Source organism: Alteromonas sp. AWJ4_199, from assembly GCF_056159165.1.
The window spans coordinates 2,174,308-2,200,907 of sequence record NZ_JBSWUR010000001.1 but is presented as its reverse complement, the minus strand read 5'-3'; the positions used below and the strand labels follow the sequence as shown (position 1 = coordinate 2,200,907).

The following is a 26,600-nucleotide window of genomic DNA, read 5'->3' as shown; positions in this document are numbered from 1 at the left end:
AGCAGTATCGAGCCTTAAGACCAATAAAGCTTCATTGGGTTATCAACCAAAAGTTTGCGCTGTAATCTTTCTGTAGAGGCAATAAGCGGAATGAAATCAACCAGCTTTCCGTCATCCGGCATGTGACTTTTCATATTCGGGTGAGGCCAATCTGTGCCCCAAATAACACGGTCTGGAAAGCGTTCAACCACTTCTCTGGCGAAAGGGATGACATCGTGGTAACCGTTACTCGGCCCAGCCAGTGAGATTCGCTCTGGGCAACTCACCTTCGACCAAAAATTGGTGTTCTCTGTCATTAGTTTTAGAAATAACCCAAACTCTTCACCGTCTACCGGTTTACTCACGTCGGGACGACCCATGTGATCAACAACAACCGTGGTAGGCAGTGCGGTAAAAAACGAATAAAGCTCTGGTAGTTCTTGGGCTTCAAAGTAAATAACAATGTGCCAGCCAAGTTCTTTAATGCGGTGCGCTACTGTAATTAATGCATCAAATGGCAGGGCATCGACTAAACGTTTAACAAAGTTAAAGCGCACGCCTCGTACGCCAGCTTCGTGCAGTGCATACAACTCTTTATCTGAAATATCAGGTTTTACGGTGGCAACGCCTCGCGCAAGTCCCTGAGAGTTGTTTAGCGCATCAACTAATGCACGGTTGTCGGCACCGTGACATGTCGCCTGCACGATAACATTTCGGCTAAAACCTAAATAATCACGCAGCGCCCACAACTGCCACTTAGATGCGTCACATGGTGTGTATTTTCGCTCAGCAGCAAAAGGAAATTGTTCACCAGGGCCAAACACATGGCAGTGCGCATCTACCGCGCCTTGCGGTAATGTAAACTGTGGTTTCGACGGTGATGGGTGCCAGTGTAACCAATCTGGATCAACGGTAAATTTGCTCATAGCCCCATTCCTTTTAGTTTGGCATCTAGTCGAGGGTATACCCTACGAGCATTGCCAGAAAATATTAACTGCTTATCTTCTGTTGAAATATCCAACGCATCAATATAGCGTTTTGTGTCATCAAAATAATTACCCGTTTGAGGGTCAATACCTCGCACTGCGCCAATCATTTCTGAGCCGAATAGAATGTTTTTAATGTCAATAACATCGAACAGCAGGTCTATCCCGGGTTGATGGTAAACACAGGTGTCAAAATACACGTTTTGCATTACATGTTCATCGAGTGGAGGCTGCTTTAGCATATCAGCTAAGCCACGATAACGCCCCCAGTGATAAGGTACGGCGCCGCCGCCGTGTGGAATAATAATGCGTAGTTCGGGGAAGTCCTTAAATAAATTACCCTGCAAAAATTGCATGAATGCCGTGGTATCTGCATTCATATAATGAGCACCCGTAGCGTGGAAGTTCGCGTTACACGAGCCCGACACGTGGATCATGGCTGGTACATCTAGTTCTACCATTTTTTCATAGAACGGATACCAGCTTTTGTCCGTTAAAGGCGCTGATGTCCAATGGCCACCGGATGGGTCTGGATTTAGGTTGCAGCCTACAAAGCCCAGCTCATTAACACAGCGCTCTAGCTCATCAATAGAGTTTTTGATTGGAACACCGGGTGACTGGGGTAATTGACACACACCAATAAAGTGTTGAGGGTATAAATCGACAACGCGCTTAATCAGGTCATTGCATGCGCTGGTCCACTGCTTTGAAACTGCTTCATCGCCAACGTGGTGCGCCATCGCAGATGCGCGCGGCGAAAATATTGTCATGTCTGAACCACGCTCTTTTAGTAACTTAAGCTGGTTTTTCTCAATACTTTCTTGAATTTGGTCATCGCTAATATAAGGAACTTCAGGCAGCGCCTTGCCGTCTTTAAACGCTTTAATTTGCGCCTCTCTGAAAAGCTGTAGTGGCTCGGGTGCAGTGGTGTAATGTCCGTGGCAATCAATGATCATTTTCGGTCCTCTTTATCGTTTTTATTCATGAGCTAGTGTAGGGTCAGAGTCGGGAGCAAACACCGTTCCCTGCATAAGCAGTCTGGCTGTGCGCAATAAAGCGGCGCGCTTCACTTCAAATGTTTCGAATGCATCAGCATTCGCGACTTCCATATCTACCTTGAACGCTCCCGTTGGATGCTCAATTGCAAGGGGCACAGCAGATTGCAATTCGTTATCACGTTTAGCGCAATGGCGGCGATAAAGGTCGTAGGCAACGGTGCCTTTTGCCAAGCAAGCCGTGGCAACGCTAACTGAACCTAATACGCCAATAGCGTCGTGTACTCTGTGTGGAATAAAGGTGCGAGTATTGATATCTCCGCCATTTAGAGGGGCAGAAATGATCGTCATCTTAGGGATCGTTTTGGCCGTGACATCGCCTAACTGCATCATTTCGCCAGCCTTAAGCCTGATGGCTTCTACTTTTTGTTTTAAGGCGGCATTACTTTCTAATTGTTCTGGTGTTTCGCTTCCCTTAAGTCCCAGCGAATGAGCATCAATTAGCACGACCGGCATACCATTATCGATACACGTAATGTTAATCTCTTCTACGGTATTTTGAGCGGCCCCGGTGGGGAATAAGCTTCCACAGGAAGAGCCTGCAACATCTAAAAAGTCAATATAAACAGGGGCGGCTGTATTAGGTACGCCGTCAATACTCGCACTACCTTCGTAATTGACCACGCCGTTAGGCGTTTGAACTCTTACTACAGCGAACGTGTTGGTATTCACCATACGAATGCGTACATCGGTTGTCGTGTCCTGCGCTTTTACTAGCCCCTGCTCAATAGCAAATGCACCCACGCCCGCTAGAATGTTTCCGCAGTTTTGCGTATCGCTGACCAAGGCTTTATCTACCGCTACCTGTAAAAATAAGTAGTCAACGTCGGCTGCTGGATTAGACGACGGGTTCACAACGGCCACCTTACTTGTTAGCGGGTGACCACCGCCCACACCGTCTATTTGCCGGCTATCGGGGGAGCCCATAACCGACAATAAAAAGGCATTTCTACGATGAACATCTAGGGGTAAATCTTTGGCTAAAAAATAGAGTCCTTTAGAGGTTCCGCCCCTCATTAGGCACGCAGTTACGGCTTTCATAAGTGCTATTGCTCACCGTGCTTTACATAGCGAAGGCCTTTAGTTGCCAGGCGTTCGCGCATATTATAAATATCCAGACCAAGCTCACCTTGTTCAAGACGTTTGCGTTTCGACTCTTCGTTTTCTACGCGCAGCTTAACCTTTTCAAACGTGTCGTCTGCTTCTTCTTGTTTAACCACGACAACGCCATCATCATCAGCAACAATAATATCCCCAGGGTTTATCAAAGCACCTGCACAAACAACAGGTACATTAACACTAGCAATCGTCTCTTTTACGGTGCCTTGCGCAAACACGGCTTTAGACCACACGGGGAATTTCATGTCAGTTAAGGTAGCGATATCGCGAACACCTGCATCAATAATCAGCCCTCTTACCCCTCTTGCTTTTAATGATGTAGCCAACAGGTCACCAAAAAAGCCATCTGAACAAGGGCTGGTTGGCGTAACAACCAATACATCTCCCGGCTGACACTGCTCAACCGCGACATGAATCATCCAGTTGTCTCCCGGCGCTACTTGGCATGTAACCGCAGGGCCGGCTATTTGAGCAGGTCGATAAATAGGGCGCATATCTTGCGCTAAAAGCCCCTTTCTACCCTGCGCTTCGTGAACGGTAGCAACCTCTGACCCCTGATATTCTTCAATGGTTGACAGGGAAGGTCGTGGGCAGTCTGTTACGCAAATAGCCATTAAGGTATTCCTTTAATATTGAAGTCCCCCGATTATGGATAACTCGGCGTTGAAAAGAACGTTAGATTGCTGCCCTTTGCTATTAATTTTTTCTATAATGACTAAAAAATATTAGGGGCATACGTTGATTTTTAATACGCGTCACTTGCTTAGTGCTATGAAAGTTAGAGAGTTCGGTACGCTAACCGAAACGTCTCAGCATATTCATTTATCACAATCGGCCTTAACGCAAGGCATCAACAAGCTGGAGTCTCAGCTTGGCCACATAATTTTCGAACGCACCCAGTCAGGTATGTTTACAACAGATGTAGGCGATGTTTTTTTGAAGCGGGTAACAAGAGCGTTCGACTATTTACTGTCTTTTGCCAATAACGTGTTTGAAAAAAGTGCGAAGAGAAAAGAAGGGTTTTTACGGCTGATTACAACCCGTCAACTTATTGCATTAATTACGGTTGTAGATACTGGAAATTACACCAACGCAGCGACGAAGCTGGGTTTAACGCAGCCAACGCTGGGTAAAACAATCAAAGACCTTGAATTTACGCTTGAACAAAAGTTATTTCGTCGAATTCCCACTGGTGTTGAACCAACGTGGAGAGCAAAGCAGCTTGCTCGTCTTGCTCATTTATTTGTAGCTGAAATTGAACAAGGGCTGCAGGAAATCAACGAGTTCGTTGGGCAGCGCTCTGGCAAAATACGTATAGGCAGTTTGCCGCTGGCAAGGGCAAACATAGTACCTATGGCGGTGTTGCGGTTATTAGAGGAATATCCCCAAGCAGAAGTGAGTATTGTTGACGGCCCATATGAGGAACAACTTGTTGGCTTGCTGCAAGGGCAAGTTGATATCATTGTAGGGGCATTGCGTGCCTCCAACCTTGATAACACAATCACGCAGCACAAATTGTTCGACGATAAACTGCACGTTGTAGCGCGCAAGCACCATCCTTCTTTAGCGACCATAGAAGAGGGGACTTACGCTTCCAACATAAGTAAATGGCAGTGGGTTATTCCCAAAGCCGGTACGCCAACGCGAAAGGTTTTTAATCGCATGTTCGAGCTTGAAGCTATGCCGGTACCCAAAGATATTATCGAATGCAGTTCTATGATGGCGATCCGCGGGATCTTGTTAAAAAGCGACAGAGTAACCTTGTTATCTGCAAGGCAAGTTCAAGACGAGGTCGATGCTGGTTTGCTTTATGTAAGCCCCAACCCGTTGCCAGATAGCTGTCGAGAAATAGGCTACACACTAAGACGCGATTGGCAGCCAACAGCACTTCAAAGACGCTTCCTTGAAGTGCTAGATGAATATAAACGTAACTGAACGTCTGCGACTAATTACGTAAGTTTTCATAGGGCATGCCGACATACTGGTTGGCAATAACCTTTTTCCCTTCCTCGGTAGACGTGTAGTAATCCAGCTCAGAGTTCATGAATCGCTGAAATGTCTCTGGGCCCATATCGTTAACATGCTCATTATCGAAATTATGCAGCATGTTCGAGAGCCACCACGAAAATCGTTCGCCGTGCCATACCCTTCGTAATGCAATTTTTGAATAGTCTTCAATATGTGAGTTGTCGCCTTCAAGATAAACGCGACAAAGTATTTTGTACAAAGTTGCCACATCGGATGCTGCTAAATTTAAGCCTTTTGCGCCTGTTGGGGGAACAATATGTGCAGCGTCTCCAACAAGAAAAAGTGCACCGTATTGCATAGGTTCGCAAACAAAAGAACGCAAAGGAGCAATACTTTTTTCAATGCTTGGCCCAGTTATGAGCTTTTGGGCAACCTCTGCAGGTAAGCGCTTTTTAAGTTCTTCCCAGAACCTTTCGTCTGTCCAATTTTCTACCGCGTCAGTGGCAGGCACCTGAAGGTAATAGCGCGAACGCGTAGAAGAACGTCTGCTTGCTAAAGCGAAGCCCCGTTGGCTTTTGCAATAAATAAGTTCTTCACTAACAGGCGGCGTATCGCTAAGCACTCCTAGCCAGCCAAATGGGTAAACTCGCTCGTGCTCTGTTCTTTCCGACTCAGGAATAGTTTTACGAGAAACACCGTGAAAACCATCACATCCAGCGATATAGTCGCAATTAAGCTTGTAAACATCGTCCCCTTTTTTGAAAACCACATAGGGCGATGCGGTATCAATGTCGTTCAAAGTCACATCTTCAACTTCGTAGAAGCTGGTTAACTTTGTGGCCTCGCGCGCTTCCATAAGATCTTTAGTGATCTCGGTTTGGCCGTAACACATAACAGTTTTGCCGTCTGCCAACGCTTTTAAATCGATATGAACCGTTTTATCGTCAATGGCAATTTCGAAACCATCATGCACTTCACCTTCTTTGTCCATGCGAGCACCAACGCCGGCCTCTCGCACAAGCTCGGTAAATCCCTGTTCCAAAATGCCCGCTCTAATACGACTTAAAATATAATCTTTGTTTGCTCTATCTATAACAATGTTATCTATGCCTTGCTTAGCTAAGAGTTGACCAAGCAATAAACCAGAAGGGCCAGAGCCAACAATAGCTACTTGTGTGGTTAATGTTTTCATCTTCACTACCTTTGCGAATATTGTGCAAATAGTGTGAAGTTAAATGCGGTAACAAATTATTAACTTTTCACTCATTTTATTGTACTTTTCAATCAAGTTAATAATTGTGTTTAATATAGTTTTTAGAATGACATCGCAAATTCATCAATATCCAAACTACGACCTATATGGGGAAAGTGGGCTTATAGAAAGGCCGGGAGCGGTGCATTTGGAAGATATCTCCACGCGAAGTGAAAGCCTGGACTGGGTAATAAAACCGCACAGACATGCACATTTATTCCAAGTGTTGTACATTTTAGATGGGCAGGCAAACGTTACGTTAAACAAAAAAACATTCAGCATAAGGGGGAAATGCGCAGTAACTATTCCTATGGGGGTAGTACATGGCTTTACGTTTCAGCCAAACATTAAAGGTTTTGTACTATCTGTTACAAGCGCTATCTTGGGCGAAGAAATGCAAAATGCGCAAGACACCGCCATAAACAACCTTTTCCATTCTGCTCATGTGTTTCAAGAAGACAGTCAGCAGTTTAATAGGTTAACGCGATACTTCATTGATATTCGTGACGAGCTAAAGCGTGCCCCACAAAATCAAGACCAATCATTGCTGTTGTTAACAAAGCTTGTGTTGTTAACCCTTCAACGATTAGCAGCAGAGCAGCAGCTTGAATATAGTGCTGGGCCACACGAAGCGCGCATATTGACCAAATTTAAAAGGCTAATAGAAGAGCACTACCTAGAGCACTGGCCCTTATCCAAATATGCCAGCGAACTATTTGTTTCTATGTCTAGCTTAAATCGCCTATGTAATAAAAATTTAGGAGAGTCACCCAAAAACATTATTCAAAGGCGATTAATTGACGAAGCGAAACGGAAATTGGTTTACACCCAACAACCAATACAAGACCTATGCTACAGCCTTGGCTTTAAGGATTACCCCTACTTCTCAAGGTTCTTCAAAAAACACATAGGCATGACGGCGGGTTGTTATCGACAATCTTTTCAAAATGCTCCTCGGCAGCAAGGCAAACCTGAGTAGGTAATGACTAACGCTGCTCTTTTCTTGATCGCAACGCATCGCAAAGTCGTTATACTAAAATTCACTACTTCACTTTTAAGCGTATACACGTGTCACTAACATCGCCTCAGTCTTTACGTAGCCCCAGTTTTGTTCAGTCACTGCTTTGTTTTAGCGTTATTGTTGCGTTAATAGCAGGTGGATTGTTCGGCTTGAGTATTAGTCTGCATGCGCTCATATTTGTATGTTTGCTGTGGGCTGGGGCGAATGCTTTTAGTTTGGGGTACACGTACCTGCAAATTCGCGAATTAATGACCAGCGCATTAACCCGGGCCATGCCGGCCATTTATATCTTCATACTTATCGGAATGGTTATCGCCAGCTTCATGCAAAGCGGCACTATCTCAACGCTCATTTATTATGGGTTAAGTTGGCTAAACCCCAGTGTGTTTCTGGCAGTGGGTTTAATTCTTTGTGCGGTAATGTCGGTGTCAACAGGCACATCGTGGGGAACCGTGGGGACTATGGGCGTGGTGCTAATGGGTATTGGTGAAGCCATGAACATACCATCTCCCATTGTCGCGGCAATGGTGGTATGCGGCGCAACCTTTGGCGATAAAATGTCGCCGGTTTCTGATACCACCAACCTCGCTGCAATGAGTGCAGGCACGAACCTCTATCGGCATATGTATGGCATGCTGTTTACAACGGTGCCTAGCTTCCTTCTTACTTTCGTTATTTTCTTGGCAATAGGTTTTAGTTACGCAAACCAGAATTTAAATGTAGAACAGGTTGTTGAAATTAAAGCAGCGCTTGCCAGCCACTATAACCTTGCACCTTACATAACACTGTTACCTCTAGTATTGCTTACAGTATTAAGCATCAAAAAAGTCCCTGCTGAAGTCACCATGTCATTCAGCATTCTGCTTGCTGTTATCATCGCTATCTTCTACCAAAATACCGATACCATTAGCGTACTTAACGCATTGTGGGAAAATACCCCTCAAAATACGGGTATACCGAATTTAGATGCGCTACTAGGGCGGGGCGGCATTAGCAGCATGAGCTGGACCTTACTGCTGGCCTTAATGGCAATCGCACTAGGCGGCATATTGCACGGTGCAGGGCTTTTATCGGCGCTTTTGGCAGGCATTATCAAACGGGTGAAGCGCACAGCAAGCTTAATAGCGGTAACCATAGTTTCTGGTTTTTTGGGCAATGTAGCTATGGGTGAAGCCTACATCTCAATAATATTAAATTGTCAGTTGTTCAAAGCAAAATATGAACAACAAAAGCTTGACCCTGCCGTACTGTCACGGTCGGTAGAAGAAGGCGCCACCATGACCACAGGCCTTATTCCTTGGACAACCGCAGGCGCGTTCTACTCCGCCACTCTTGGTGTCGAAGTTCTCGACTATGCACCCTATGCCTTTTTCAACTATCTAAACGGCGTTATTGCCGTAACTATGGCTTCTTTGGGTGTGGGTTTATTGAAAGGAAAGGGGGCTAAACGTTGAACCGGCTCGGCCCACTAAAATGGCTTTTATTTTGTGCTTTATTAGTTGGGGGCATCAGTTTTTTCATGTTCACAGAAAAAGCTGATACGCAAAGCGATGCTCAAACTTCGGCGCTTAATGAAAAGCGAGCGCGATTAATTTCACAAGCAGTGTGTAATTTGCTGAAGGAAAAAGATGAGAAGCGCTCAGTAAGTATGTTAGCCAATGTATTTAGCGATGTTTTTTCATCTGAGCCATCACAGGTAGCCTTGAAGCAGCAAGATAGCCAATGTAAGCAACCACTTGATGAAAGAGAGATTGCGCTGCTCACTACACTATTTTTAACGCTACCCTTAGATAAAGACAATGCGCTGTTGTTGCACAATTTTTACCTACAGAAAAATACAGCATTAGAGCTAACAGAAACGTTGAAATCTTACGCTGCTGGTACATTCAGTGTTTACCATGTTAATGAGATAAAACAGCTTCTGGCTTTTTCCGTGATAACAAAGAAAAGGCGAATCTATGCTGCGGTGAACTTGTCTTACGATACGCATGAAATGCCCCTCCCGCTGGGGTTTATGGCTTCAACAAAAGTTAAGCTTTGGAAGAGCGATGCGGGTGAACTAAGCGAGTTTGTGACGCAAGGCCCGCTAAGTATCGCTGCATTTTCAACCGCACTCGTTATTCTGGAATAGCTATGAACTAAGCGGCCTAGCAGGTTGATTTATTCACATAGCGCTTTAACAAGGTAAATAGGGGAGCGAGAAACACAGCGAGGAACACGGAGAGAAACTTCGCCAACGCGCTTATATATACTATACCCACAAACGGACAAGGCAGGGATTATCCTTGGTAGGGGATAATGTGGATATCATCTCCTACCAAGAAATAAGTAACTCGCAACAGGCATTGCTAACAAAACAGCGCCTTATGCGTGCACAAGTGGATCAATAGCTTATGTATGAAGTGTAAAGACGAGTTGCTCTCTTAAGCCGACCTAGGCTTCAACCAATGCTGCGCCAACATGCCAATAATCATCGCACCAACAAACAACAGCACATCAGTTTGAAGCGACGCAATGGCAACCACGGCAGGGCCTGGGCAGAAGCCACTAATACCCCAGCCAATGCCAAAAGCGGCAGAGCCCAATATCAATTTAGCATCAATAGTTTTGCTAGTTGGTATATCGAACTTGTTCGCAAACATCGGCTTGTTGCGCTTGCGCACCCAGTACATACCTGGTGCAGCCACCAAAATAGCGCCGCCCATTACGAACGCTAACGTGGCATCCCAATTGGCGCTTAAATCTAAAAAGTTAAGTACACGGGCAGGGTTACTCATACCTGAAATTAGCAGGCCTAAGCCAAACAACAGCCCACAAAGTAGCGAGGCGATAATTGCTCTCATAATATTCTCTCCTCGGTTATTTACAGGTGCCTGATAATTGTGGTGGTAAGTACAGCCGCACCCATAAACGTGAGCGTGGCAACAATAGAGCGGGGTGATAACCTTGAAAGGCCAGCCACACCATGGCCCGATGTGCAGCCAGAGCCAAGGCGTGTACCAAAGCCTACGAGTAAGCCAGCAACAATCATCCACGCCGAGCTCATTTGCGTTTGCACCTGTAAATCACTAACAAACACCATGTAAAGCACGGCAGATAAAACAACCCCTATTAAAAACGCCAAGCGCCAGTAGCGTTCAATGCCGCGCTGTGTCATCGCGCCTGCAGCAATACCTGAAATACCTGCAATACGGCCTAGGGTAAGCAGTAATAAAACCACCGATGAACCAATAAGCAGCCCGCCTGCCAAACCGGCAAGCGGCTCGAAGGGAGTTGATGTCCAGTTTTCCAATTTTCTCTCCTAAATCTACTCGTGCGATGCTCTGTTAGTAACGCTATCGCGGATAAACACGGTACAGATAGAAGCCTTAAAACTTCTATTCAACTTCTATAAAATCGATGGCAAGGTGCATCGCCAGCGCGCCCTCTCTGTCTTTTACCAAATCGTGCAGTGTAAATTGGTCAAGCTCGCTAATAAACTTATCAGCCGCGTCTTGAAGAATTGTTTTCAAGCGACATGTTGGCGAAATAACACATTTATTCGTTGGTGATGCAAAACACTCCGCCAATGCCACGTCTTCAACGGTTAACCTAAAAACTTCGCCTATATTTATAAGCTTGGCATCTTTTGCCAGACGAATGCCGCCCCCGCGTCCCTTTGTGCCAATAATGTATCCCTTGTCGATCAGCAAGGTGATGACTTTTTTTAAGTGATTAAAAGATACGAAGTACGCATCTGCAATTTCACCTGTCTTTACCAATTGATTTTTTCGTAACGCGAGATAGATCAAAACGCGAAACGCTAAATTACTAAAAGTATTGATTTTCATGGGTTATCTAAAAAAGCGATTGTCTTAATCGCTGAATTTTACCGCACCATAAAAATTAAATATATATTTAGAATATACTTTATTGTATATTTTGTTCTATCATATAACAAAATGAAATAAGGTGTCGATATGATTATTCTTGGTTACATCGCTGCTGTTCTTATGGGAATGGTGTTAGGCGTAATAGGCGGAGGAGGCTCAATCCTTACCGTGCCTATCCTCGTTTACTTAATGGGCGTTACGCCAGATGTCGCCACCGGCTATTCATTGCTTATTGTGGGTGCCACAGCCGCATTCGGCGCAGTAAGGTATTTCAAAGAAGGTTTAGTTGACGTTAAAGCGTCTATTTTATTCGCTGTACCTTCCATCATTGCTGTTTATCTAACACGGGCCTTCCTAATGCCCGCCATTCCCGAAACCATTTCTGTTCAATCGCTAACCATAGATAAAAACCTGGGCATCATGGTGCTGTTCGCCATGCTGATGTTGGCCTCGGCTGCCATGATGTTAAAAAAGGCTTACAGCAAATCGGCCCCAGCAACCCAGGTTGTTGAGAATAAACGACCCAACGTTGGGCTGATAGTTATTGAAGGCGCCGTAGTTGGAGTTGTTACCGGCATACTCGGCGCGGGCGGGGGCTTCCTTATCATTCCTGCCTTGGTACTTATTTTAGGCATGCCCATGAAGAACGCGGTGGGCGCGTCGCTATTCATTATCGCCTTAAAGTCGTTGCTTGGCTTCATTGGCGACCTACAAACCGGAATTCAATTGGAGATGCCTTTGCTGCCGCTTATGCTGGTAGCCACGTTTATTGGGATGGCTGTCTCCACGAAGGTAGCGGGAAAACTAGACGGTGCAGCTTTGCAGAAGTTCTTTGCATTCTTCACTCTAGTTATTGCCGTTTTCATCATGACCAAAGAACTTCTTTAGGAGAAAACCCATGAACGTTGAAACATTTTACGATAACAAAACGGCCACGTTTACTTATGTGCTATTCGACCCCGCTTCCAAAGAGTGTGGCGTGATAGATTCGGTTGCCGATTACGATATCTTTTCTGGTCGCGCGTCAATGGAAAGCGCCGACAAAGTTATCGATTTCATCAACCAAAACCAGCTTAAGAATAAGTGGATTTTAGAAACCCACGTGCACGCTGATCACATTACCGCGGCGCACTATTTAAAGTCTAAAATTGGCGGCAAAATTGGTATTGGCTCAGGTATTAAAACAGTGTTAGATACCTGGTTAGACGTATTTGAGACAGCCAACGATACGCCGAGCGATGGCAGTCAATTCGATGTGCTGTTCGAAGAAGGCGACACCTTCAATATCGGTGAATATGAAGTAAAAGTATGGCATACGCCGGGGCACACGCCAGCCTGCGCAAGCTTCTTAGTAGACGGCAAAATATTTGTAGGCGACACCATGTTCGCCCCTAACTTAGGAACGGCGCGCTGCGACTTCCCGGGAGGCAGTGCCGAGCAACTTTACAATACCATTCAGCGCTTCTTCACCCTGCCTGACGATACTACTGTTTACCTTGGTCACGACTACCCTAAAGACGGTGCAGCTCCGCTATCAACAGTATCTATCAAAGAAGCCAAGGAAACGAACAAGCAAATTCGCCCAGACGTAACCCTTCAGGAATATGTGGAAAAACGCGAGGCAAGAGATGCAACCCTTGCGGTACCCAAATTACTGTTACCCGCTATTCAAGCAAACCTTCGAAACGGCCAGTTTGGTGAAAAATCAGAAGGCGGTAAGCAGTTCATTAAAATTCCTGTGAATGCCATTTAAAGGGGTGGGTTATGCAATATGCCAACGTAACACAACAGCTATCTGTCTGCCCTCAAATCTCAGTGGACGATCTCGAGACAATAAAAGCAGCAGGGTTTAAATCTATTATTTGTAACCGCCCTGATGGTGAAGGGGCAGACCAGCCTACCTTTGCTGAAATAGAAGCCAAAGCATCGTCGCTGGGTTTACCCTGCGTATATCAGCCCGTAGTTAGCGGAAAAGTAACCCAGCAAGACGCAATAACGTTTGAAGCGAACTTGCAAAAGTTAGAAGGCCCCGTATTTGCCTACTGCCGAACAGGCACGCGCTCTATTACGCTATGGGCCATGACCGCAACTAAAACGCTTTCTTATGAAGACATACTCTGCCTGTCACAAAAAGCCGGCTACGACTTAAGCGGGGTAGTGCGACGCCTAAAAAACGGCGGTGAAACACCCAGCGATCATGCCGATCACTCTCATGCGGTAGTCATTGTAGGGGCGGGCGCGGGTGGTGTTGCAGTTGCTTCAAGTTTGAAATCACGATGCCCAGATTTAGACATTGCCATAGTAGAGCCCAATGAGGTGCACTACTACCAGCCTGGCTGGACGCTTGTAGGCGGGGGCGTATTTAACGCTAACGATACCGTGCGCACTGTGGCCTCTGTTATTCCTAGTAATGTTAAATGGATAAAAGCCGGCGTAGCCGCCTTTGCGCCAAAAGAAAACATGATTGTGGTAGACGGCTGCCGCACCATTAAATACGAACACTTGGTGGTTTGCCCCGGCATTAAGCTAGATTGGAACAAAGTAGAGGGCTTAAGCGAAACCCTAGGGGAAAATGGCGTTACTTCAAATTACCGTTTTGACTTAGCGCCCTACACATGGGAATTGGTAAAAAACCTTAAAAAAGGGAAGGCAGTATTTACACAGCCGCCAATGCCAATTAAGTGTGCAGGTGCGCCGCAAAAAGCCATGTATATGTCTTGCGACCACTGGTTTAAAGAAGGCGTGCTAAACAATATTAACGTTGAGTTCTATAACACGGGTGCCGTACTTTTTGGTGTAAAAGAATATGTGCCTGCGCTTATGGAATACGTTAAAAAATATCACGCAACGCTTAACTTTGAACACCAATTGGTGAAGGTGGATGGCAAAGCAAAAGTGGCTTCATTTAAGAAGGTGGCAGACCCAGACGCCCCGCTCGTTGAAACTGAATTCGACATGCTGCACGCGGTTCCGCCCCAGTCTCCGCCAGATTTTATCAAAGTCAGCCCGCTTGTTGATGGCAATGGTTGGATTGATGTCGACCAATCAACGCTACAGCACAAGTCGTTTGAAAATATCTTTGCCCTTGGCGACGCCATAAACGCCCCTAATGCTAAAACAGCCGCGGCGGCGCGCATGCAAGCCCCAGTGGTTGCCAATAACTTGCTTTACGAGCGCGGTGTGCAAACAGATAAAGCCATATACAACGGTTATGGCAGCTGCCCTCTTACTGTAGAGCGAGGTAAAGTGATATTGGCCGAATTTGGCTACGGCGGCAAAATCCTTAACAGCATGCCAACGTGGGTACTCGATGGTACGAAACCGTCGCGCCTAGCATGGTATTTAAAAGAAAAGTTGCTTCCACCCATTTATTGGGAAGGCATGCTAAAAGGCAGAGAATGGCTGGCTAAACCAGAAACTCAGCATATTAATAAGTAACTCGCCATTAAATTCGACAGGAAGCTTTAGCCTGGTAAAAAGGCTAGAGCTTTTTTATTTTAAAAAATGAACTGCACTTGAGTATTGCGTAAGCACGCTTATTAGGTGGCGACGTTAAATAAAATACTGCTTGTTCCTATCTTTCGAACGCCTCAAATTTTCAAAACTAAAACTAAAACTAAAACTAAAACTAAAACTAAAACTAAAACTAAAACTATAAATAAATCTTTATTCAATATTGTAATGTGTATTTGAAATATATATTATAACGGCGTAGTGAGTTAGCGCAGTTTAAAACAGGAAGTTGCCTAACTTATTACAAGGCACTTCATGTCTTTTCCATTTTGGATATGGTCGAAACTACTTGGCCACCTCTCAGAGGTGGCGCTTTTTTTCGATTTACTGCGTCCATGAATTGATATGTTATAACATTTGCGAGGATAGAATGAGCAAGAAAGTAACTATGAGCGTGATCGGATTAATAGTCAGCTCTCTCGTAAATGCGCAAGACACTTCTCAATCTCATAATCATCTGCACGATATCGAACGGGTCCGCGTTACGGGTTCGCCAATGGCACTGAAAGTAGAAGAAACTGCAATAGCTGCGTCTATTTTAAGTGGTAAAAGCAAGTTATGGCATCACAGCCTTTCTTTAGGCGACTCAATTGCACATATGGCCGGAGTAGATACGGTAAGTACAGGCGGGCAAGCGGGAAAGCCAGTGATAAGAGGCTTAACAGGAAACCGCGTGCGAGTGCTGCAAGATAGCGTACCTCAAGACTTTCAACAGTTTGGAATTAGACATGCACCAACTGTTGATCCGGTTAACGCGCACAGAATAGATGTAGTACGTGGGCCTATGAGCGTTATTTTTGGGTCAGATGCAATGGGCGGTGTCGTTAATGTAATAAGCGCTCAAGTTCCCATGTACAGCGAATCACTGTTGTCTTCTGCCCTCCTGAGCTTTAAATACGGCACTAATAACGAACAGCTTGGTACGTCTTTACACGTAGAAGGCGGCAAAGCACAGTGGGGGTGGGCATCTTCATATCACCGTGAAAAAGCTGATAACTTTGAAACGCCTTCTGCAGATGTTAATTCAATGAGTGTCAGCAGCCTCCCTCGCTTTTCAGGCGAATTACCATTTACTAACTTTGATATTGAAAGTATCAGTTTGGCTAGCGGGTTCGTTTCAGATGCTTTCGATTGGACGCTAAGGTATACAGGTTTTTCAAACGAGCAGAATTTTCTTCAACCTAATAATGTGCCAACAGGCCAGCATCTAGACAACAAGAATGTCTTGTCTGATATGGCCCTTCACCTTTCTGACCAATGGAATGTTCATTTTATTCTTAATTGGCAGAAGAATGAGCGCACTGCTGGCACAGGAATATCGTTCGAAAAGTTAAGCAACGCCAACAGCGATTTAGACATTGAGTTAGAGCGCACCCAAAGTAAGCTGGTTTTTGAGCACGACTATAGTACAGCGTGGAAAGGTCAATTCGGTGCTGAATACATATACAAAAATCAGACAACCAACGTTGGTACCTTGGTCCCAGATGCCTCGGTAGACTACATAGCCTTATATGCTTACGAGAAGTTTGAAAACGATTTTCTCATTGCCGAATTGGGTGGCCGATGGGACAAAATAGCCTTGGAGCCACAGAACGAAAGTCAGCAGTGGGTTGATAACTTTGACCGTAGAGTTTGGACAGCATTAACAGGATCTATGAGTTTCAGTTGGAAACTTAGTGATAACTGGCTGTTCATTCAGAGAATAGGAAGAGGGTTTAGAGCCCCCTCTATTTTTGATTTATATGCGGGTGGTGTACATGGTGGTGTTGCGGCTTATCAAACTGGCAACAGCGAATTAGTAGAAGAATACTCGTTCAACAAAGAAGTTGGGTTGAATTACATAAGTCAAAATATACAGGCATCTATCACGTTTTATCAAAATACGTTTCAAGACTATATTTACCAAGCTGATACCGGCACCACGCATCAGCCGTCTGGTTTGCCCTTGTTTGAAATGAGGCAGGGAGACGCCCAAATAGACGGCGTTGAGATAGGCGCAAACTTCAAAATAACCCACTATATCGACTGGGAGTTTAACGCCAATATTATCAACAGTGAATTAGATAGTGTTGGTTCTGAGTTGCCACTAATGCCTGCAAATAGCTTTTATCAGCGAATTAACTACAGTTTTGGCGAACTATCATTAATTAGCGATATAAATTTTGTTATCGAGCACGAATACAAAAACAACAAGTCGATTGCAGGAAAATTTGAACCCTTTGCTCAATACGATTTTCTCCCTTTTGGTACCGCATCGACAGAACAATATCACTTGATAAACCTTGGTGCTTCAGCGCAGTTACAGATAAACAAGCATCCAGTTACGCTTAGCGTAAAAGTAAATAATGTAACTGATGAGGCTTATCGAGACTTTTTAGATACCTACAAAGGCTATGCATTAGGCATGGGTAGGAATATTCAGCTGAGCCTGTCTGCTCAACTTAGGTAATTGACCATGAATCTCGCTTTAGCAAACAAAACTGACAGAACAACAATCCTGATCTTATCAGTGGTGCTTGGTGTGGCAGCAACCGCCTTTTTAGATGTTGTGAACTATTTACAACACATCGTCCTAGATAAGCCACTAACGCGGTATGAATTTATCGGGCGGTGGGTTATTTACATGACAGACGGCGTATTTTCTCATCAATCAATTAAAGCCGCGCCACCAAAAGCAGGTGAATTAATGTTGGGGTGGGTTGGGCATTACGCAATTGGCATAGGGTTCGCACTGCTCATGCTCATTTTTACCGGCGTTAAATGGGTGCTGAAGCCATCTTTCTTGCCAGCGTTTATTGTGGGTTTTGCAACGTGCAGTATTCCTTTTTTTCTTATGTATCCAGGAATGGGATATGGTATCGCAGGCTTACACACAACTAACCCTGCCATGCTTCAGTCGAAAGTATTGTTATCCCATTTTATTTTCTCAGTGGGTCTTTATGCCGCAGGCTGGCTTTTAAGCAAGCGGATTCAAGATGCCTATAATGAATAATGGACTTTCACCACACGCACTGTCGCTCGTTTGCGTTAAATAAAACAGCGGAGCGTCACTCAAGAGTAAACCATATGAAAACGATACGTCTAAATTCACACCGCTTAGGCTTAAAGCACGGTTTGTTATTACTGATATTGTCTGTACTGGCGTTCTCTACAAACGCGTCAGAGCATGAACACAGTCCGAATCACATCTCGCTATTCATCGGTCATACGGATTTTTCCGAACATGGTAATGGTGAAACAGTTGGTATCGATTACGAGTACAGAGTTTCACCGCTTTTAGGTTTAGGTAGTGTAGTAGAGTATGCCTTCGGCTCGTTAGACGCGCTAACGGTGCTAGCAGTGGCAGATATTCACATCACCAATGAGTTTATTATCCAGGTGGGTCCTGGCTATGAGTATACTTCTGAACATGAGTTCTTTGTTTCTCGGCTCGGCGCCTTGTATGAATTCCGATACAACGGGTATACCGTCTCACCGCAGTTTCACTTTGATTATCACGAGGGCGTTGGAAGTTCAAAGGTTGCTGGTTTGGCTTTTGGATTCGATTTTTAACTTACCCTTCTTCCTTGTCGTTTAATACGTTAACAGTGAGATAAGATAATCAATGCGTAGGCGCCCCAACTAATTAAACAAAAGGAGAGAATTAAATAAAAGAGGGTAATTAAATAAAGGGCGCCTCAGACTTTACGCTGTAGATAAATCTACACTAAGCGAACGATAATCAATACTTTGCTGCTCGATAAACGAGGGTACTTCATGAATTAAAACAATAGATTTTCGTGCCGTAAGCCAAGGTAATATACGCATGAAAATGCGCTCTGCCATAGTGCTATCAAGCCCATTAAATGGCTCATCTAATACAATAAGATCAGGGCTTCTAAGTAGTAGCCTAGCCAAACAAATACGTCTCGCTTGTCCACCTGAGACCTTTGCTCCACCTTCTCCTAACCATGTATTCAATCCCTCGGGAAGCGAATCAGCCCACGTTTGTAGCTCAACTAGCGAAAGTACATCGAACACTCTACTGTCTTCTATGTTTTCAAGCCCCAACGTTAAGTTGTAGTACAAACTGCCAGACAGTAACGAAGAGGTTTGCTCTAGATAGGCACAGTGGCGATACAAGCTGTCTGACGAAATATTTTGTACAGATACATTATTTATCATTACGCTAGCGTTCGATTTATCTAACGGTACAAGCTTAAACATAAGCTTCGCTAAGGTAGACTTGCCAGACCCAGAACGGCCTGTGATAAAAAGAGAGGGGCTATCATTCAAATTAAAACTTATCTTGCGTGACGCACTCGCGGGAATATGTGGGTGATTACTTACCTCGCATGACACCTCGCTTACTGCCGTAATATCAGTGCTATCGTTATCACAACTTTCACTGGCCAATGTTGATAGTCGCTTACTGGCATAGTCGGTTTTTCCCCACGAACTGAACTGCTCTGGTGTGGCTTGTAATAGTTCAGCCACGCCAACGAACAAAAGTGCCAACATGATAGCTGTTGGCCCCTCAATAACGTGGTGGTTTACAGCCCATAAGCTGGCATAAAGAGTAGCTACTAGGGCAATACCAAATATTGAATCGGTTATCATCTGAATTCGAGCAATACGTTTTTGCAAATTATTGTGATGCCGTTCAAATAGCGAGAGTGCTTGGCTAGTATCTTGTGAATGATGACTCATCAAGTGCTGGCTATTTAGTACAAAAGCGCCCTTGAGGTGGCTAATCAAGGTTTCTCTAGTACGATTTAAGTGCGAAATGGCTTGCGAGGCGGCGCTTTTGGTTTGCCGTATTGAAAACAATATAAGAAGTAACCAGGCTAGCGTTGAAGCAATTAGAAAAACAACACCAAATTCAAACCAGATAAAGCACAAAAATACGCTTACCACACCCAAAATAAGCCCTGTGGCTAGGGTTGGAATGGTGTAGCGAATTAATATGCTATCAAGGGCGTCTAAGTCTGAGGTGAGCCGACTTAGCCACTCACTGTCGGATGTTTGCCTAACATCGTGAAGTGGCCTATGGGAGAGCGCATTAAATATCGTGACGCGATATGTCGCAATTAACCTCAAAATAGTATCGTGATTGTATAGCCTTTCAATATATCGGCCAATGGTCCGACTAAGGGCAAAATAGCGGATCCCAGAGCCCGGCATATACATATCAAGCTTCACAATTAAACCCGCACCTATGGCTATTCCAGCTAAAGCCGTGGCAGTAATGAGCCAACCTGAAAGCGCCAGTAACCCCACGCCAGAAAGCATGGTAAAAAACGACCAAAAGAGCCCAATTAGCAGGCGTTTACGTTCATTCTTAAAGATAATTGAAAACCAAAACTTCATATTAACGTTAGGCCTTATTGGTTAAGTCAAAATGATTACTGGCTTTCGCAATAAGTTCACTGTCGTGCGTTGCAACCACTACAAGGGCGCGACTTTTAAGCTCGTCCAAAGCCTCTATAATTACGAGCCTACTTTTTATGTCTAAACTTGCCGTGGGCTCATCAAGTAATATGAGTTCGGGTGGGTTTAACAGTACTCTTGCTAGCGCAATACGCTGCATTTGCCCGCCGGATAACCCTTGCCCGTGTTCGCCTATCACTGTGTCTAGCCCGCTATGATGCGTTAACAGCTCGTCTGATAACTCAAGCTTTTTAAGCACCCTTAACATATCTTTATCTGATGCAGAGGAGGCCGAAACGGATAAGTTCTCTCGAACGGTAGCGTTTTTAATCCATGCTTTCTGAGGTAAATAGGCAATGGAGTGCGCTTCTTTAAGTGCTAGTTCAACACTGCCCGACACTGGGTGTAAATAACCTGCAATGGTGTTGAGAAGGGTGGTTTTACCACACCCCGATTCGCCAGAAAAAACCAGTAAACCTTGCCCGGAAAAAGAAAAATCGAGGGCAGGTTTTTTCTCTTTATCGCCGTTATATCCAATTACGGCGTCTTTAAGTGTTAAGCGAGTAACTTCACTTGAAGCTGTAATCTGTCTGCCATCGCTGTAGCCTAATACTACTTCTTGTTCTTCCAAGTGCTGTAGTGAAGACACCATATTATTGGAGGCGCCTAAAGCGCTGGCTCTGTCATGATAGTAAGTAGACAGCGTGCGCAATGGCTTAAAAAATTCGGGAGCAAGCAACAAAATACCAAGCCCAGAAAACAACGTTAACGACTGTGCAGGCCCCCAATTAATTGCCCCATACAGCGAAAAACCAATATAAATAGCAAGGCTTGCAATGGCTACGCTGGTGAAAAACTCTAGGACCGTTGAAGAAAGGAACGCCAGCTTAAGAGTTTTCATAACAACGTTACGATAAGTATCGCCGCGCTTGGCAACCTCATCAGACATATTTTTCTGCGCGCCTAAAAGCGCAATAGTTGAAAGGTTCGCAACGCGGTCAAGAAAGTGCCCGGCTAAACGCTGGCGTAACAACGCATACTTTTCGTTCACGTGCTCCGCACCCATGCCTACTAAAATCATAAATAGTGGAATGAGAGGTGCCGATACTAAGAGCAAAATGGCACAAAGCCAATTTAAATAGGCAACAGTAACAAGAATGAGTAGGGGCGTTATAACGGCAAGCATTTGTTGGGGCCAATAACGGGAAAAATAGCCATCGGTAGCCTCGATGTCTTCAACCCACTGCGATGCCAATGCGCCGCTAGACAGGCTCTGTAACGCCATGGGGCTGGTAGTATTCCACCGTTTAAGCAACGTTTTCCTTAAATGGTTTCTTACATTGGCGCTTGCGTCTTGCGCTAAGTTACTTTGTTTCCATGTGAACAATGGTTTTACAACACTTACTGCTAAAAGAAGCAGCCAGTAGCCAGGCATAGTGATGAGAGGGGACTGGTTCACAAGAGTATCGTGTGCAATAAGTGCAACCAACAGCCACTGCACTATCATGAATACTGACCCTATCGAACCATAAAGCACTGATTGATTCAAAAGTGAGCGTTGGCTAGCCATTTGCTCTTTTAAAAACTGCGCGCCTGATACAGCTTTGCTTTCAGGCGCGCTTGGGGTACTACTCGTCATGATTAATGGTAACCAGCGTCGCCCACTTTTCCTCTAAATACCCAATAGGTCCAGCTGGTGTAGGCTAATACAATGGGAATAACAAACAAGAAGCCTAACAACAAGAACAGTTGCGAATTATAAGAAGACGCGGCGTCGTAAATAGTAAAGTTTGGTGGAACAATATAGGGCCATTTGCTCACTAGCAAACCAAGGTAGCTGAACAAGAAGATACCCATGGTTGCAACGAAAGGCATACCATCTTGCTGCTTCTTAACCGAACGAAATACTACATAGGCACACCATAATACCAATACCGGAAGAGCCCAAATAATACTAAAACCTTCAAACCATCTGACCATTGCTGTGCTATCTACATAAGGCGTATAAAAAGACACTACACCAAATACAACAAGCAAAGCGATAAGCAGCTTAGGCGTAATTTTGTATGCCCATTGTTGTACCGCACCGTCTGTTTTCAGAATGAGCCAGGTGCTGCCTAGAAGCGCATAGCCTACGACAAGACCAAAACCTGTTAATACGGTAAACGGCGTTAACCAATCAAGGGGGCCACCTGAGTAAGCAAAACCCTCAGTTTCGAAACCCTGAATATAGGCACCTACTACCGCACCTTGCGCAAACGACGCAACGAATGACCCTATAGAAAATGAATAGCTCCATAAGTACTTAGACGTTTTCGCCTTGAACCTAAATTCAAAGGCAACACCTCTGAAAATAAGGCCTGCTAGCATTAAAAACACGCCAATATAAAGAGCGGGTAAAAAGACCGAATAAACTAACGGGAAGGCCGCGAGTAGTCCCGCGCCCCCCAATACTAGCCAAGTCTCGTTGCCATCCCACACTGGGGCGACAGAATTCATCATTTTATCACGTGCTTGCTCGTCGGGTGCGAAGGGGTACAAAATGCCCTGGCCTAAATCAAAACCATCCATTAGCACGTACATCATGATCCCGAAACCAATGATGCCTGCCCAAATTAAGGTTAAATCAAATGTTGGTTCCATTTTTATAAGTCTCCGTCAATAGCCACGTGGCCAGCAGAAAATGGGCGAGCTGGACGTTCTACTTCATCCATTTCATGGGGGGCGTTAGCTTTCTCAAGTCCGCCTTTGAACACTTTAAGCAAGTAGTAAATACCAGCGCTGAACACCAAAGCATATACCACTACATATCCAATTAACGAGAACAGTGCCATGCCACCGGTTAGCGAAGGCGTTAATCCTTCTGCATGCGTCATTTGGCCGTAAATGAGCCAAGGTGCTCTTCCTGTTTCGGTCACTATCCATCCGGCTAGCACCGCAAAGAATGGGCTTATACTCATCAATCTAAGGCCTTGTAAGAACACTGGCGATGTATAAATTTTGCCGCCCATTCTATAAATAAGCCCCCACACACCGAACAACACCATCAGCAGTCCAAGCCCAACCATGACCCTGAATGACCAAAATACGACAAACACCGGTGGCTGCTCTTCTTTTGGCACTGCTTTTAATCCGGGTACTTCACCGTCCCAGTCATGGGTGAGTATGAAGCTGGCTAACTTAGGAACTTTTAATTCAAAGTGGTTGGTTTGCGCTTCTTTATCTGGAATAGCAAAAAGCAGTAGAGGAACACCTGTACTTGTCTCCCAGTTACCTTCCATCGCAGCAACTTTCGTAGGCTGGTGTTTCATAGTGTTTAATCCATGGAAGTCTCCAACTACAGTTTGAAGTGGAGCGAGGAACAACAAGAACCATAACGCTACTGACAGCGCTTTTTTATTCGCTTCTAGTTCACGTTTTTGCAAAATGAACCACGCACTAACGCCAGCTACAACAAGCGCGGCAGTAAGGAATGAAGCTAAGGCCATGTGCGCAAAACGATAACCAAAAGAGGCAGTAAATAGTGCATCAGCCCAGGATTTTACGTGGTAAATGCCGTCTATAAGCTCTAGGCCATCTGGGGTTTGTAGCAAAGAGTTGGCTGACAATATCCAAAACGAAGAGATAAACGTACCTGTTGCCACCATGATAGCGGCAAAAAGGTGAACGCCTTGCGGTACTTTTTCTCGACCGAAAAGCAGAACGCCAAGAAAAGCGGCTTCTAAGAAGAAAGCAGTAATGACCTCGTAACTTAATACTGGCCCAAGGAAGTTAGCCGTGGCGTACGAAAAGTTACTCCAGTTTGTGCCAAACTGGAACGACATAACAATACCGGAAACCACGCCAATACCGAAAACAACGGCAAAAACCTGAATCCAAAATTTTGACAAACGTTGCCAAATTGGGTTTTCAGTTTTGAAGTAAAGTGTTTCAAATCCAGCAATAGTACTTGCCAGGCCAATCGTAAACACTGGGAATATGGCGTGAAAACACACCACAAATGCGAACTGTATTCTCGACAGTACGAGAGGATCTAATTCCATAATGCTGGCCTCTTTAGAGATAAACGCAACAGGGTTCTTAATTCACCCTACATAGGGCTAATGACAGGTATTTTACGCAGTATAGTTTTAAATGTATATTTAAAATACTTGTTTATTTATTGGTTTAACTATTATTAATGTTTAGGTAACTATTTATTGCGAGCGGTTCACTGCTTAAGCGGCCTGAAACGCCGCTTTATTGCAAAAAGGAACACGTATTTAAGTGAAAGTTTGTAGTCAACCAGAAAGTGTAGAGCTGTGTGCGATTTCAATGGCTTAAAGGCAGCTGTTTTCGTTGCCATTCATCCATGCCCCCTGCCACAGAAAACACGTAGTTATGGCCCATATCAATCAGTGATTTAGCCGCTAACGCAGATCGGCCGCCTGTCTTACAAATCAAGTAAACACTGCGTTGTGCTAGGTCGTTAATCGCATCTTGCTCCTCGCAATGGTGGGCAAGAAGCGGGTGGCTGCATATTTTTGCTTCAAGCATGCCTCTAGGAAAGTTCACCGAACCATTAATGTGACCATGTTTGTATTCCTCACTTTCCCTAACATCAATCAAAATAACGTCTGGTTGAGTTAGTGCCACCATTAAATCGTCTACCGTTACTTCCTCAACCGCAGCTTTTACTTCGCTAATGAATACCTTTGGCGTTTTCATTATTCACCTCACAGTTGGTTAATAGGCACTTTAATGTAGCTAACGTCGTTACTTTCTGGCGGTGGCAACTCACCGGCTCTCACGTTTACTTGAATAGAAGGTAAAATGAGTCTGGGCATACTTAATGTTGCATCCCGCGCTTCACGCATTTTCACAAACTCATCCTTTGAAACACCATCTTTAACGTGAATGTTGTATTCGCGCTGCTCGCCAACCGTTACTTTACTTTCATGGGTGCGATGTTGAGTGGGGTAATCATGGCAAACGTAGATATTAGTATCTTCAGGTAATGCCAAAATACGATGTATTGAATCGTAGAGCGTGGTTGCACTGCCACCTGGAAAATCACATCGTGCGGTGCCCACATCAGGCATAAACATAGTGTCACCCACAAATACCGATTCGTTATTAAGTAAGTAGGCAATATCTGCTGGTGTGTGCCCAGGTACATGCATAACCTCAAAGCGCATGTTACCCACTTCAAGAACATCACCCTCTTCAAATAATCTATCGAACTGAGCACCGTTAGGTAAAAACTCTTTCTCTAAATTAAACAGCGCTTTAAATATTTTCTGTACCTCAGTAATGCGCGCGCCGATGCCGATTTTGGCGTTGTATTTGCGCTTGAAAAATGGAGCGGCTGACAAGTGATCAGCATGAGCATGGGTTTCCAAAACCCATTCAACTGACAAGCCCCGTTCATCTACAAAATTTGCAATTTTCTGTGCACTGGCGGTATGTACGCGGCCCGCGCTATAGTCAAAATCTAATACCGGGTCGATGATTACCGCTTTTGAAGAAGCTTTATCCTCAACAACGTAAGTGAAGGTTTCACTGTCATTATCTAAGAAAGAAGTAATTTCAATATTCATGGTGATCTCCTAAATTTTGAAAAAGGTGGCATGCTTTCATGCCACCAACAAAAGCGTTTTACTTACAGCGCTTTTTTACAGAAGTACCAGTCGACATAATTGTGGCCTGCAGACTCTCTGCTTTCTGCGTCTTCGATAGTGTGTGGAGGCGGTACAATTACTTCTTCACCAACTTTCCAGTTTTCAGGAGTCGCACAGCTGTTTGCATCGCTGGTTTGTAGTGCTTCAACTAGTCTTACAAACTCGTTAATTGCGCGGCCGTTACTCATTGGGTAATACACCATGGCGCGCAGAATACCTTCTGGGTCGATGATGAAAGTTGCACGAACCGCTGAGGTGTCGCTTGCGCCAGGCTGAACCATGCCGTAAGCCTTCGCCACTTCCATCGATAAGTCAGCAATGATTGGGAAAGGAATAGTTACGCCAAACTTCTCTTTAATGTTGCGAACCCAAGCAATGTGCGAATGCGTGCTGTCGATAGAAAGGCCAAGTAGCTCAGTATTAAGTGAAGCAAACTTGTCAGCAGCATTAGCAAAGCCAATGAATTCAGTAGTACACACTGGCGTGAAGTCAGCAGGGTGAGAGAAAAGCACTAACCACTTGCCTTTGTAATCAGAAAGTGATTTTTCACCGTGGGTTGTCTTTGCACAAAAGTCAGGTGCAGGGCGGTTTAGTTGAGGGAAAGTTACGTTGTTTTGAGTTTCTGTCGTCATGATTAAGCTCTCTTTTGTTTAAAGGTGTATTTAACTTACACATTTAATGTATAGAGAGTTATGAGATTTTTCTAATATATTTTTTTGAATAGCTTCATCGGATTAATCGTTTAATGGAATTAGATAGGAATGAA

25 protein-coding genes are annotated in these 26,600 nt (G+C 44.6%); 10 read left to right on the top strand and 15 right to left on the bottom strand.

Annotation, left to right across the window (positions count from 1 at the left end; genetic code table 11):
- Positions 1 to 14: 14 nt before the first annotated feature.
- Genes ACXAER_RS09605 through ACXAER_RS09590 form a run of 4 tightly spaced genes read right to left on the bottom strand, consistent with a single transcriptional unit; the run spans position 15 to position 3,753 of the window.
- Positions 15 to 905, bottom strand: a complete 891-nt coding sequence (locus ACXAER_RS09605) for an amidohydrolase family protein (protein WP_474828739.1) — start codon at positions 903 to 905, stop codon at positions 15 to 17.
- Entirely contained in the window at positions 902 to 1,921 is a 1,020-nt protein-coding gene (locus ACXAER_RS09600) for an amidohydrolase family protein (RefSeq protein WP_474828737.1), read from the bottom strand. The genes ACXAER_RS09605 and ACXAER_RS09600 overlap by 4 nt, the downstream gene beginning before the upstream one ends.
- 21 nt (positions 1,922 to 1,942) lie before the next feature.
- Positions 1,943 to 3,061 (bottom strand): 4-oxalomesaconate tautomerase, encoded by a 1,119-nt coding sequence (locus tag ACXAER_RS09595; protein ID WP_474828735.1) that lies wholly within the window; start codon positions 3,059 to 3,061, stop codon positions 1,943 to 1,945.
- A gap of 5 nt (positions 3,062 to 3,066) precedes the next feature.
- Positions 3,067 to 3,753 carry a 4-carboxy-4-hydroxy-2-oxoadipate aldolase/oxaloacetate decarboxylase gene (locus ACXAER_RS09590; RefSeq protein WP_474828733.1) on the bottom strand — a complete coding sequence of 229 codons (687 nt, stop codon included), beginning with the start codon at positions 3,751 to 3,753 and terminating at the stop codon, positions 3,067 to 3,069.
- Between the two features lie 124 nt (positions 3,754 to 3,877).
- On the opposite strand from ACXAER_RS09590, the gene ACXAER_RS09585 reads away from it, so the two are divergent.
- Positions 3,878 to 5,074, top strand: coding sequence for a LysR family transcriptional regulator (locus ACXAER_RS09585; protein WP_474828731.1), 1,197 nt, complete (start codon positions 3,878 to 3,880; stop codon positions 5,072 to 5,074).
- A 10-nt stretch (positions 5,075 to 5,084) separates the two neighbouring features.
- On the opposite strand, the gene pobA is transcribed toward ACXAER_RS09585, so the two are convergent.
- On the bottom strand, positions 5,085 to 6,299 hold the full coding sequence (gene pobA, locus ACXAER_RS09580) for a 4-hydroxybenzoate 3-monooxygenase (protein ID WP_474828730.1): 1,215 nt from the start codon (positions 6,297 to 6,299) through the stop codon (positions 5,085 to 5,087).
- Positions 6,300 to 6,426: 127 nt separating this feature from the next.
- Between pobA and ACXAER_RS09575 the strand changes: the two genes are divergently transcribed.
- From ACXAER_RS09575 to ACXAER_RS09565, 3 genes are all read left to right on the top strand, one after another.
- Positions 6,427 to 7,338, top strand: a complete 912-nt coding sequence (locus ACXAER_RS09575) for a helix-turn-helix domain-containing protein (RefSeq protein WP_474828728.1) — start codon at positions 6,427 to 6,429, stop codon at positions 7,336 to 7,338.
- 89 nt (positions 7,339 to 7,427) lie between these two features.
- Positions 7,428 to 8,834, top strand: a complete 1,407-nt coding sequence (nhaC, locus tag ACXAER_RS09570; protein ID WP_474828726.1) for a Na+/H+ antiporter NhaC — start codon at positions 7,428 to 7,430, stop codon at positions 8,832 to 8,834.
- Between the two features lie 65 nt (positions 8,835 to 8,899).
- A complete protein-coding gene (locus ACXAER_RS09565) occupies positions 8,900 to 9,511 on the top strand; it encodes a hypothetical protein (RefSeq protein WP_474828724.1) in 612 nt (203 codons plus the stop codon).
- A gap of 292 nt (positions 9,512 to 9,803) precedes the next feature.
- On the opposite strand, the gene ACXAER_RS09560 is transcribed toward ACXAER_RS09565, so the two are convergent.
- The 3 genes from ACXAER_RS09560 to ACXAER_RS09550 form a co-directional block, all read right to left on the bottom strand.
- Positions 9,804 to 10,223 carry a DUF6691 family protein gene (locus ACXAER_RS09560; protein ID WP_474828722.1) on the bottom strand — a complete coding sequence of 140 codons (420 nt, stop codon included), beginning with the start codon at positions 10,221 to 10,223 and terminating at the stop codon, positions 9,804 to 9,806.
- Positions 10,224 to 10,243: 20 nt separating this feature from the next.
- Positions 10,244 to 10,672, bottom strand: coding sequence for a YeeE/YedE family protein (locus ACXAER_RS09555; RefSeq protein WP_474828720.1), 429 nt, complete (start codon positions 10,670 to 10,672; stop codon positions 10,244 to 10,246).
- Positions 10,673 to 10,757: 85 nt separating this feature from the next.
- Positions 10,758 to 11,210, bottom strand: coding sequence for an RrF2 family transcriptional regulator (locus tag ACXAER_RS09550; RefSeq protein WP_171337007.1), 453 nt, complete (start codon positions 11,208 to 11,210; stop codon positions 10,758 to 10,760).
- A 129-nt stretch (positions 11,211 to 11,339) separates the two neighbouring features.
- Here ACXAER_RS09550 and ACXAER_RS09545 point away from each other — a divergent pair, with 129 nt between their 5' ends.
- From ACXAER_RS09545 to ACXAER_RS09520, 6 genes are all read left to right on the top strand, one after another.
- A complete protein-coding gene (locus ACXAER_RS09545; RefSeq protein ID WP_474828717.1) occupies positions 11,340 to 12,140 on the top strand; it encodes a sulfite exporter TauE/SafE family protein in 801 nt (266 codons plus the stop codon).
- 10 nt (positions 12,141 to 12,150) lie between these two features.
- Positions 12,151 to 13,005: an MBL fold metallo-hydrolase gene (locus tag ACXAER_RS09540; protein WP_474828715.1), complete on the top strand. Its 855-nt coding sequence runs from the start codon at positions 12,151 to 12,153 to the stop codon at positions 13,003 to 13,005.
- Between the two features lie 11 nt (positions 13,006 to 13,016).
- Positions 13,017 to 14,690, top strand: a complete 1,674-nt coding sequence (locus tag ACXAER_RS09535; RefSeq protein ID WP_474828713.1) for a bifunctional protein tyrosine phosphatase family protein/NAD(P)/FAD-dependent oxidoreductase — start codon at positions 13,017 to 13,019, stop codon at positions 14,688 to 14,690.
- A gap of 445 nt (positions 14,691 to 15,135) precedes the next feature.
- The gene (locus tag ACXAER_RS09530; RefSeq protein WP_474828710.1) at positions 15,136 to 17,214 is read left to right on the top strand and encodes a TonB-dependent receptor; all 2,079 of its coding nucleotides are present in this window, start codon (positions 15,136 to 15,138) and stop codon (positions 17,212 to 17,214) included.
- A 6-nt stretch (positions 17,215 to 17,220) separates the two neighbouring features.
- Complete coding sequence (locus tag ACXAER_RS09525; RefSeq protein ID WP_474828708.1) at positions 17,221 to 17,757, top strand: DUF2938 family protein; 537 nt, start codon at positions 17,221 to 17,223, stop codon at positions 17,755 to 17,757.
- Positions 17,758 to 17,831: 74 nt separating this feature from the next.
- Positions 17,832 to 18,317, top strand: coding sequence for a hypothetical protein (locus ACXAER_RS09520; protein ID WP_474828706.1), 486 nt, complete (start codon positions 17,832 to 17,834; stop codon positions 18,315 to 18,317).
- 132 nt (positions 18,318 to 18,449) lie between these two features.
- On the opposite strand, the gene ACXAER_RS09515 is transcribed toward ACXAER_RS09520, so the two are convergent.
- The 7 genes from ACXAER_RS09515 to ACXAER_RS09485 form a co-directional block, all read right to left on the bottom strand.
- Complete coding sequence (locus ACXAER_RS09515; protein ID WP_474828704.1) at positions 18,450 to 20,114, bottom strand: amino acid ABC transporter ATP-binding/permease protein; 1,665 nt, start codon at positions 20,112 to 20,114, stop codon at positions 18,450 to 18,452.
- Positions 20,115 to 20,121: 7 nt separating this feature from the next.
- Positions 20,122 to 21,813 carry a thiol reductant ABC exporter subunit CydD gene (gene cydD, locus ACXAER_RS09510; protein ID WP_474828702.1) on the bottom strand — a complete coding sequence of 564 codons (1,692 nt, stop codon included), beginning with the start codon at positions 21,811 to 21,813 and terminating at the stop codon, positions 20,122 to 20,124.
- Between the two features lie 2 nt (positions 21,814 to 21,815).
- Entirely contained in the window at positions 21,816 to 22,817 is a 1,002-nt protein-coding gene (gene cydB / locus ACXAER_RS09505) for a cytochrome d ubiquinol oxidase subunit II (protein ID WP_474828700.1), read from the bottom strand.
- Positions 22,818 to 22,819: 2 nt separating this feature from the next.
- Positions 22,820 to 24,217: a cytochrome ubiquinol oxidase subunit I gene (locus ACXAER_RS09500; protein WP_474828697.1), complete on the bottom strand. Its 1,398-nt coding sequence runs from the start codon at positions 24,215 to 24,217 to the stop codon at positions 22,820 to 22,822.
- A 268-nt stretch (positions 24,218 to 24,485) separates the two neighbouring features.
- A complete protein-coding gene (locus ACXAER_RS09495; protein WP_474828695.1) occupies positions 24,486 to 24,881 on the bottom strand; it encodes a rhodanese-like domain-containing protein in 396 nt (131 codons plus the stop codon).
- Between the two features lie 8 nt (positions 24,882 to 24,889).
- On the bottom strand, positions 24,890 to 25,753 hold the full coding sequence (locus tag ACXAER_RS09490; RefSeq protein WP_474828693.1) for an MBL fold metallo-hydrolase: 864 nt from the start codon (positions 25,751 to 25,753) through the stop codon (positions 24,890 to 24,892).
- Positions 25,754 to 25,815: 62 nt separating this feature from the next.
- Positions 25,816 to 26,466: a peroxiredoxin gene (locus ACXAER_RS09485; protein WP_474828691.1), complete on the bottom strand. Its 651-nt coding sequence runs from the start codon at positions 26,464 to 26,466 to the stop codon at positions 25,816 to 25,818.
- Positions 26,467 to 26,600: the final 134 nt, after the last annotated feature.

Bases quoted from the DNA above. Each gene is read 5' to 3' on its own strand.
- ACXAER_RS09520 (WP_474828706.1), top strand. From the start codon at position 17,832: ATGAAAACGATACGTCTAAATTCACACCGCTTAGGCTTAAAGCACGGT.
- cydD (WP_474828702.1), bottom strand. From the start codon at position 21,813: ATGACGAGTAGTACCCCAAGCGCGCCTGAAAGCAAAGCTGTATCAGGC.
- ACXAER_RS09525 (WP_474828708.1), top strand. From the start codon at position 17,221: ATGAATCTCGCTTTAGCAAACAAAACTGACAGAACAACAATCCTGATC.
- ACXAER_RS09595 (WP_474828735.1), bottom strand. From the start codon at position 3,061: ATGAAAGCCGTAACTGCGTGCCTAATGAGGGGCGGAACCTCTAAAGGA.
- ACXAER_RS09575 (WP_474828728.1), top strand. From the start codon at position 6,427: ATGACATCGCAAATTCATCAATATCCAAACTACGACCTATATGGGGAA.
- ACXAER_RS09515 (WP_474828704.1), bottom strand. From the start codon at position 20,114: ATGAAGTTTTGGTTTTCAATTATCTTTAAGAATGAACGTAAACGCCTG.
- ACXAER_RS09545 (WP_474828717.1), top strand. From the start codon at position 11,340: ATGATTATTCTTGGTTACATCGCTGCTGTTCTTATGGGAATGGTGTTA.
- ACXAER_RS09495 (WP_474828695.1), bottom strand. From the start codon at position 24,881: ATGAAAACGCCAAAGGTATTCATTAGCGAAGTAAAAGCTGCGGTTGAG.
- ACXAER_RS09550 (WP_171337007.1), bottom strand. From the start codon at position 11,210: ATGAAAATCAATACTTTTAGTAATTTAGCGTTTCGCGTTTTGATCTAT.
- ACXAER_RS09540 (WP_474828715.1), top strand. From the start codon at position 12,151: ATGAACGTTGAAACATTTTACGATAACAAAACGGCCACGTTTACTTAT.
- ACXAER_RS09605 (WP_474828739.1), bottom strand. From the start codon at position 905: ATGAGCAAATTTACCGTTGATCCAGATTGGTTACACTGGCACCCATCA.
- pobA (WP_474828730.1), bottom strand. From the start codon at position 6,299: ATGAAAACATTAACCACACAAGTAGCTATTGTTGGCTCTGGCCCTTCT.
- ACXAER_RS09600 (WP_474828737.1), bottom strand. From the start codon at position 1,921: ATGATCATTGATTGCCACGGACATTACACCACTGCACCCGAGCCACTA.
- cydB (WP_474828700.1), bottom strand. From the start codon at position 22,817: ATGGAACCAACATTTGATTTAACCTTAATTTGGGCAGGCATCATTGGT.
- ACXAER_RS09565 (WP_474828724.1), top strand. From the start codon at position 8,900: ATGTTCACAGAAAAAGCTGATACGCAAAGCGATGCTCAAACTTCGGCG.
- ACXAER_RS09590 (WP_474828733.1), bottom strand. From the start codon at position 3,753: ATGGCTATTTGCGTAACAGACTGCCCACGACCTTCCCTGTCAACCATT.
- ACXAER_RS09535 (WP_474828713.1), top strand. From the start codon at position 13,017: ATGCAATATGCCAACGTAACACAACAGCTATCTGTCTGCCCTCAAATC.
- ACXAER_RS09530 (WP_474828710.1), top strand. From the start codon at position 15,136: ATGAGCAAGAAAGTAACTATGAGCGTGATCGGATTAATAGTCAGCTCT.
- ACXAER_RS09485 (WP_474828691.1), bottom strand. From the start codon at position 26,466: ATGACGACAGAAACTCAAAACAACGTAACTTTCCCTCAACTAAACCGC.
- ACXAER_RS09560 (WP_474828722.1), bottom strand. From the start codon at position 10,223: ATGAGAGCAATTATCGCCTCGCTACTTTGTGGGCTGTTGTTTGGCTTA.
- ACXAER_RS09500 (WP_474828697.1), bottom strand. From the start codon at position 24,217: ATGGAATTAGATCCTCTCGTACTGTCGAGAATACAGTTCGCATTTGTG.
- ACXAER_RS09490 (WP_474828693.1), bottom strand. From the start codon at position 25,753: ATGAATATTGAAATTACTTCTTTCTTAGATAATGACAGTGAAACCTTC.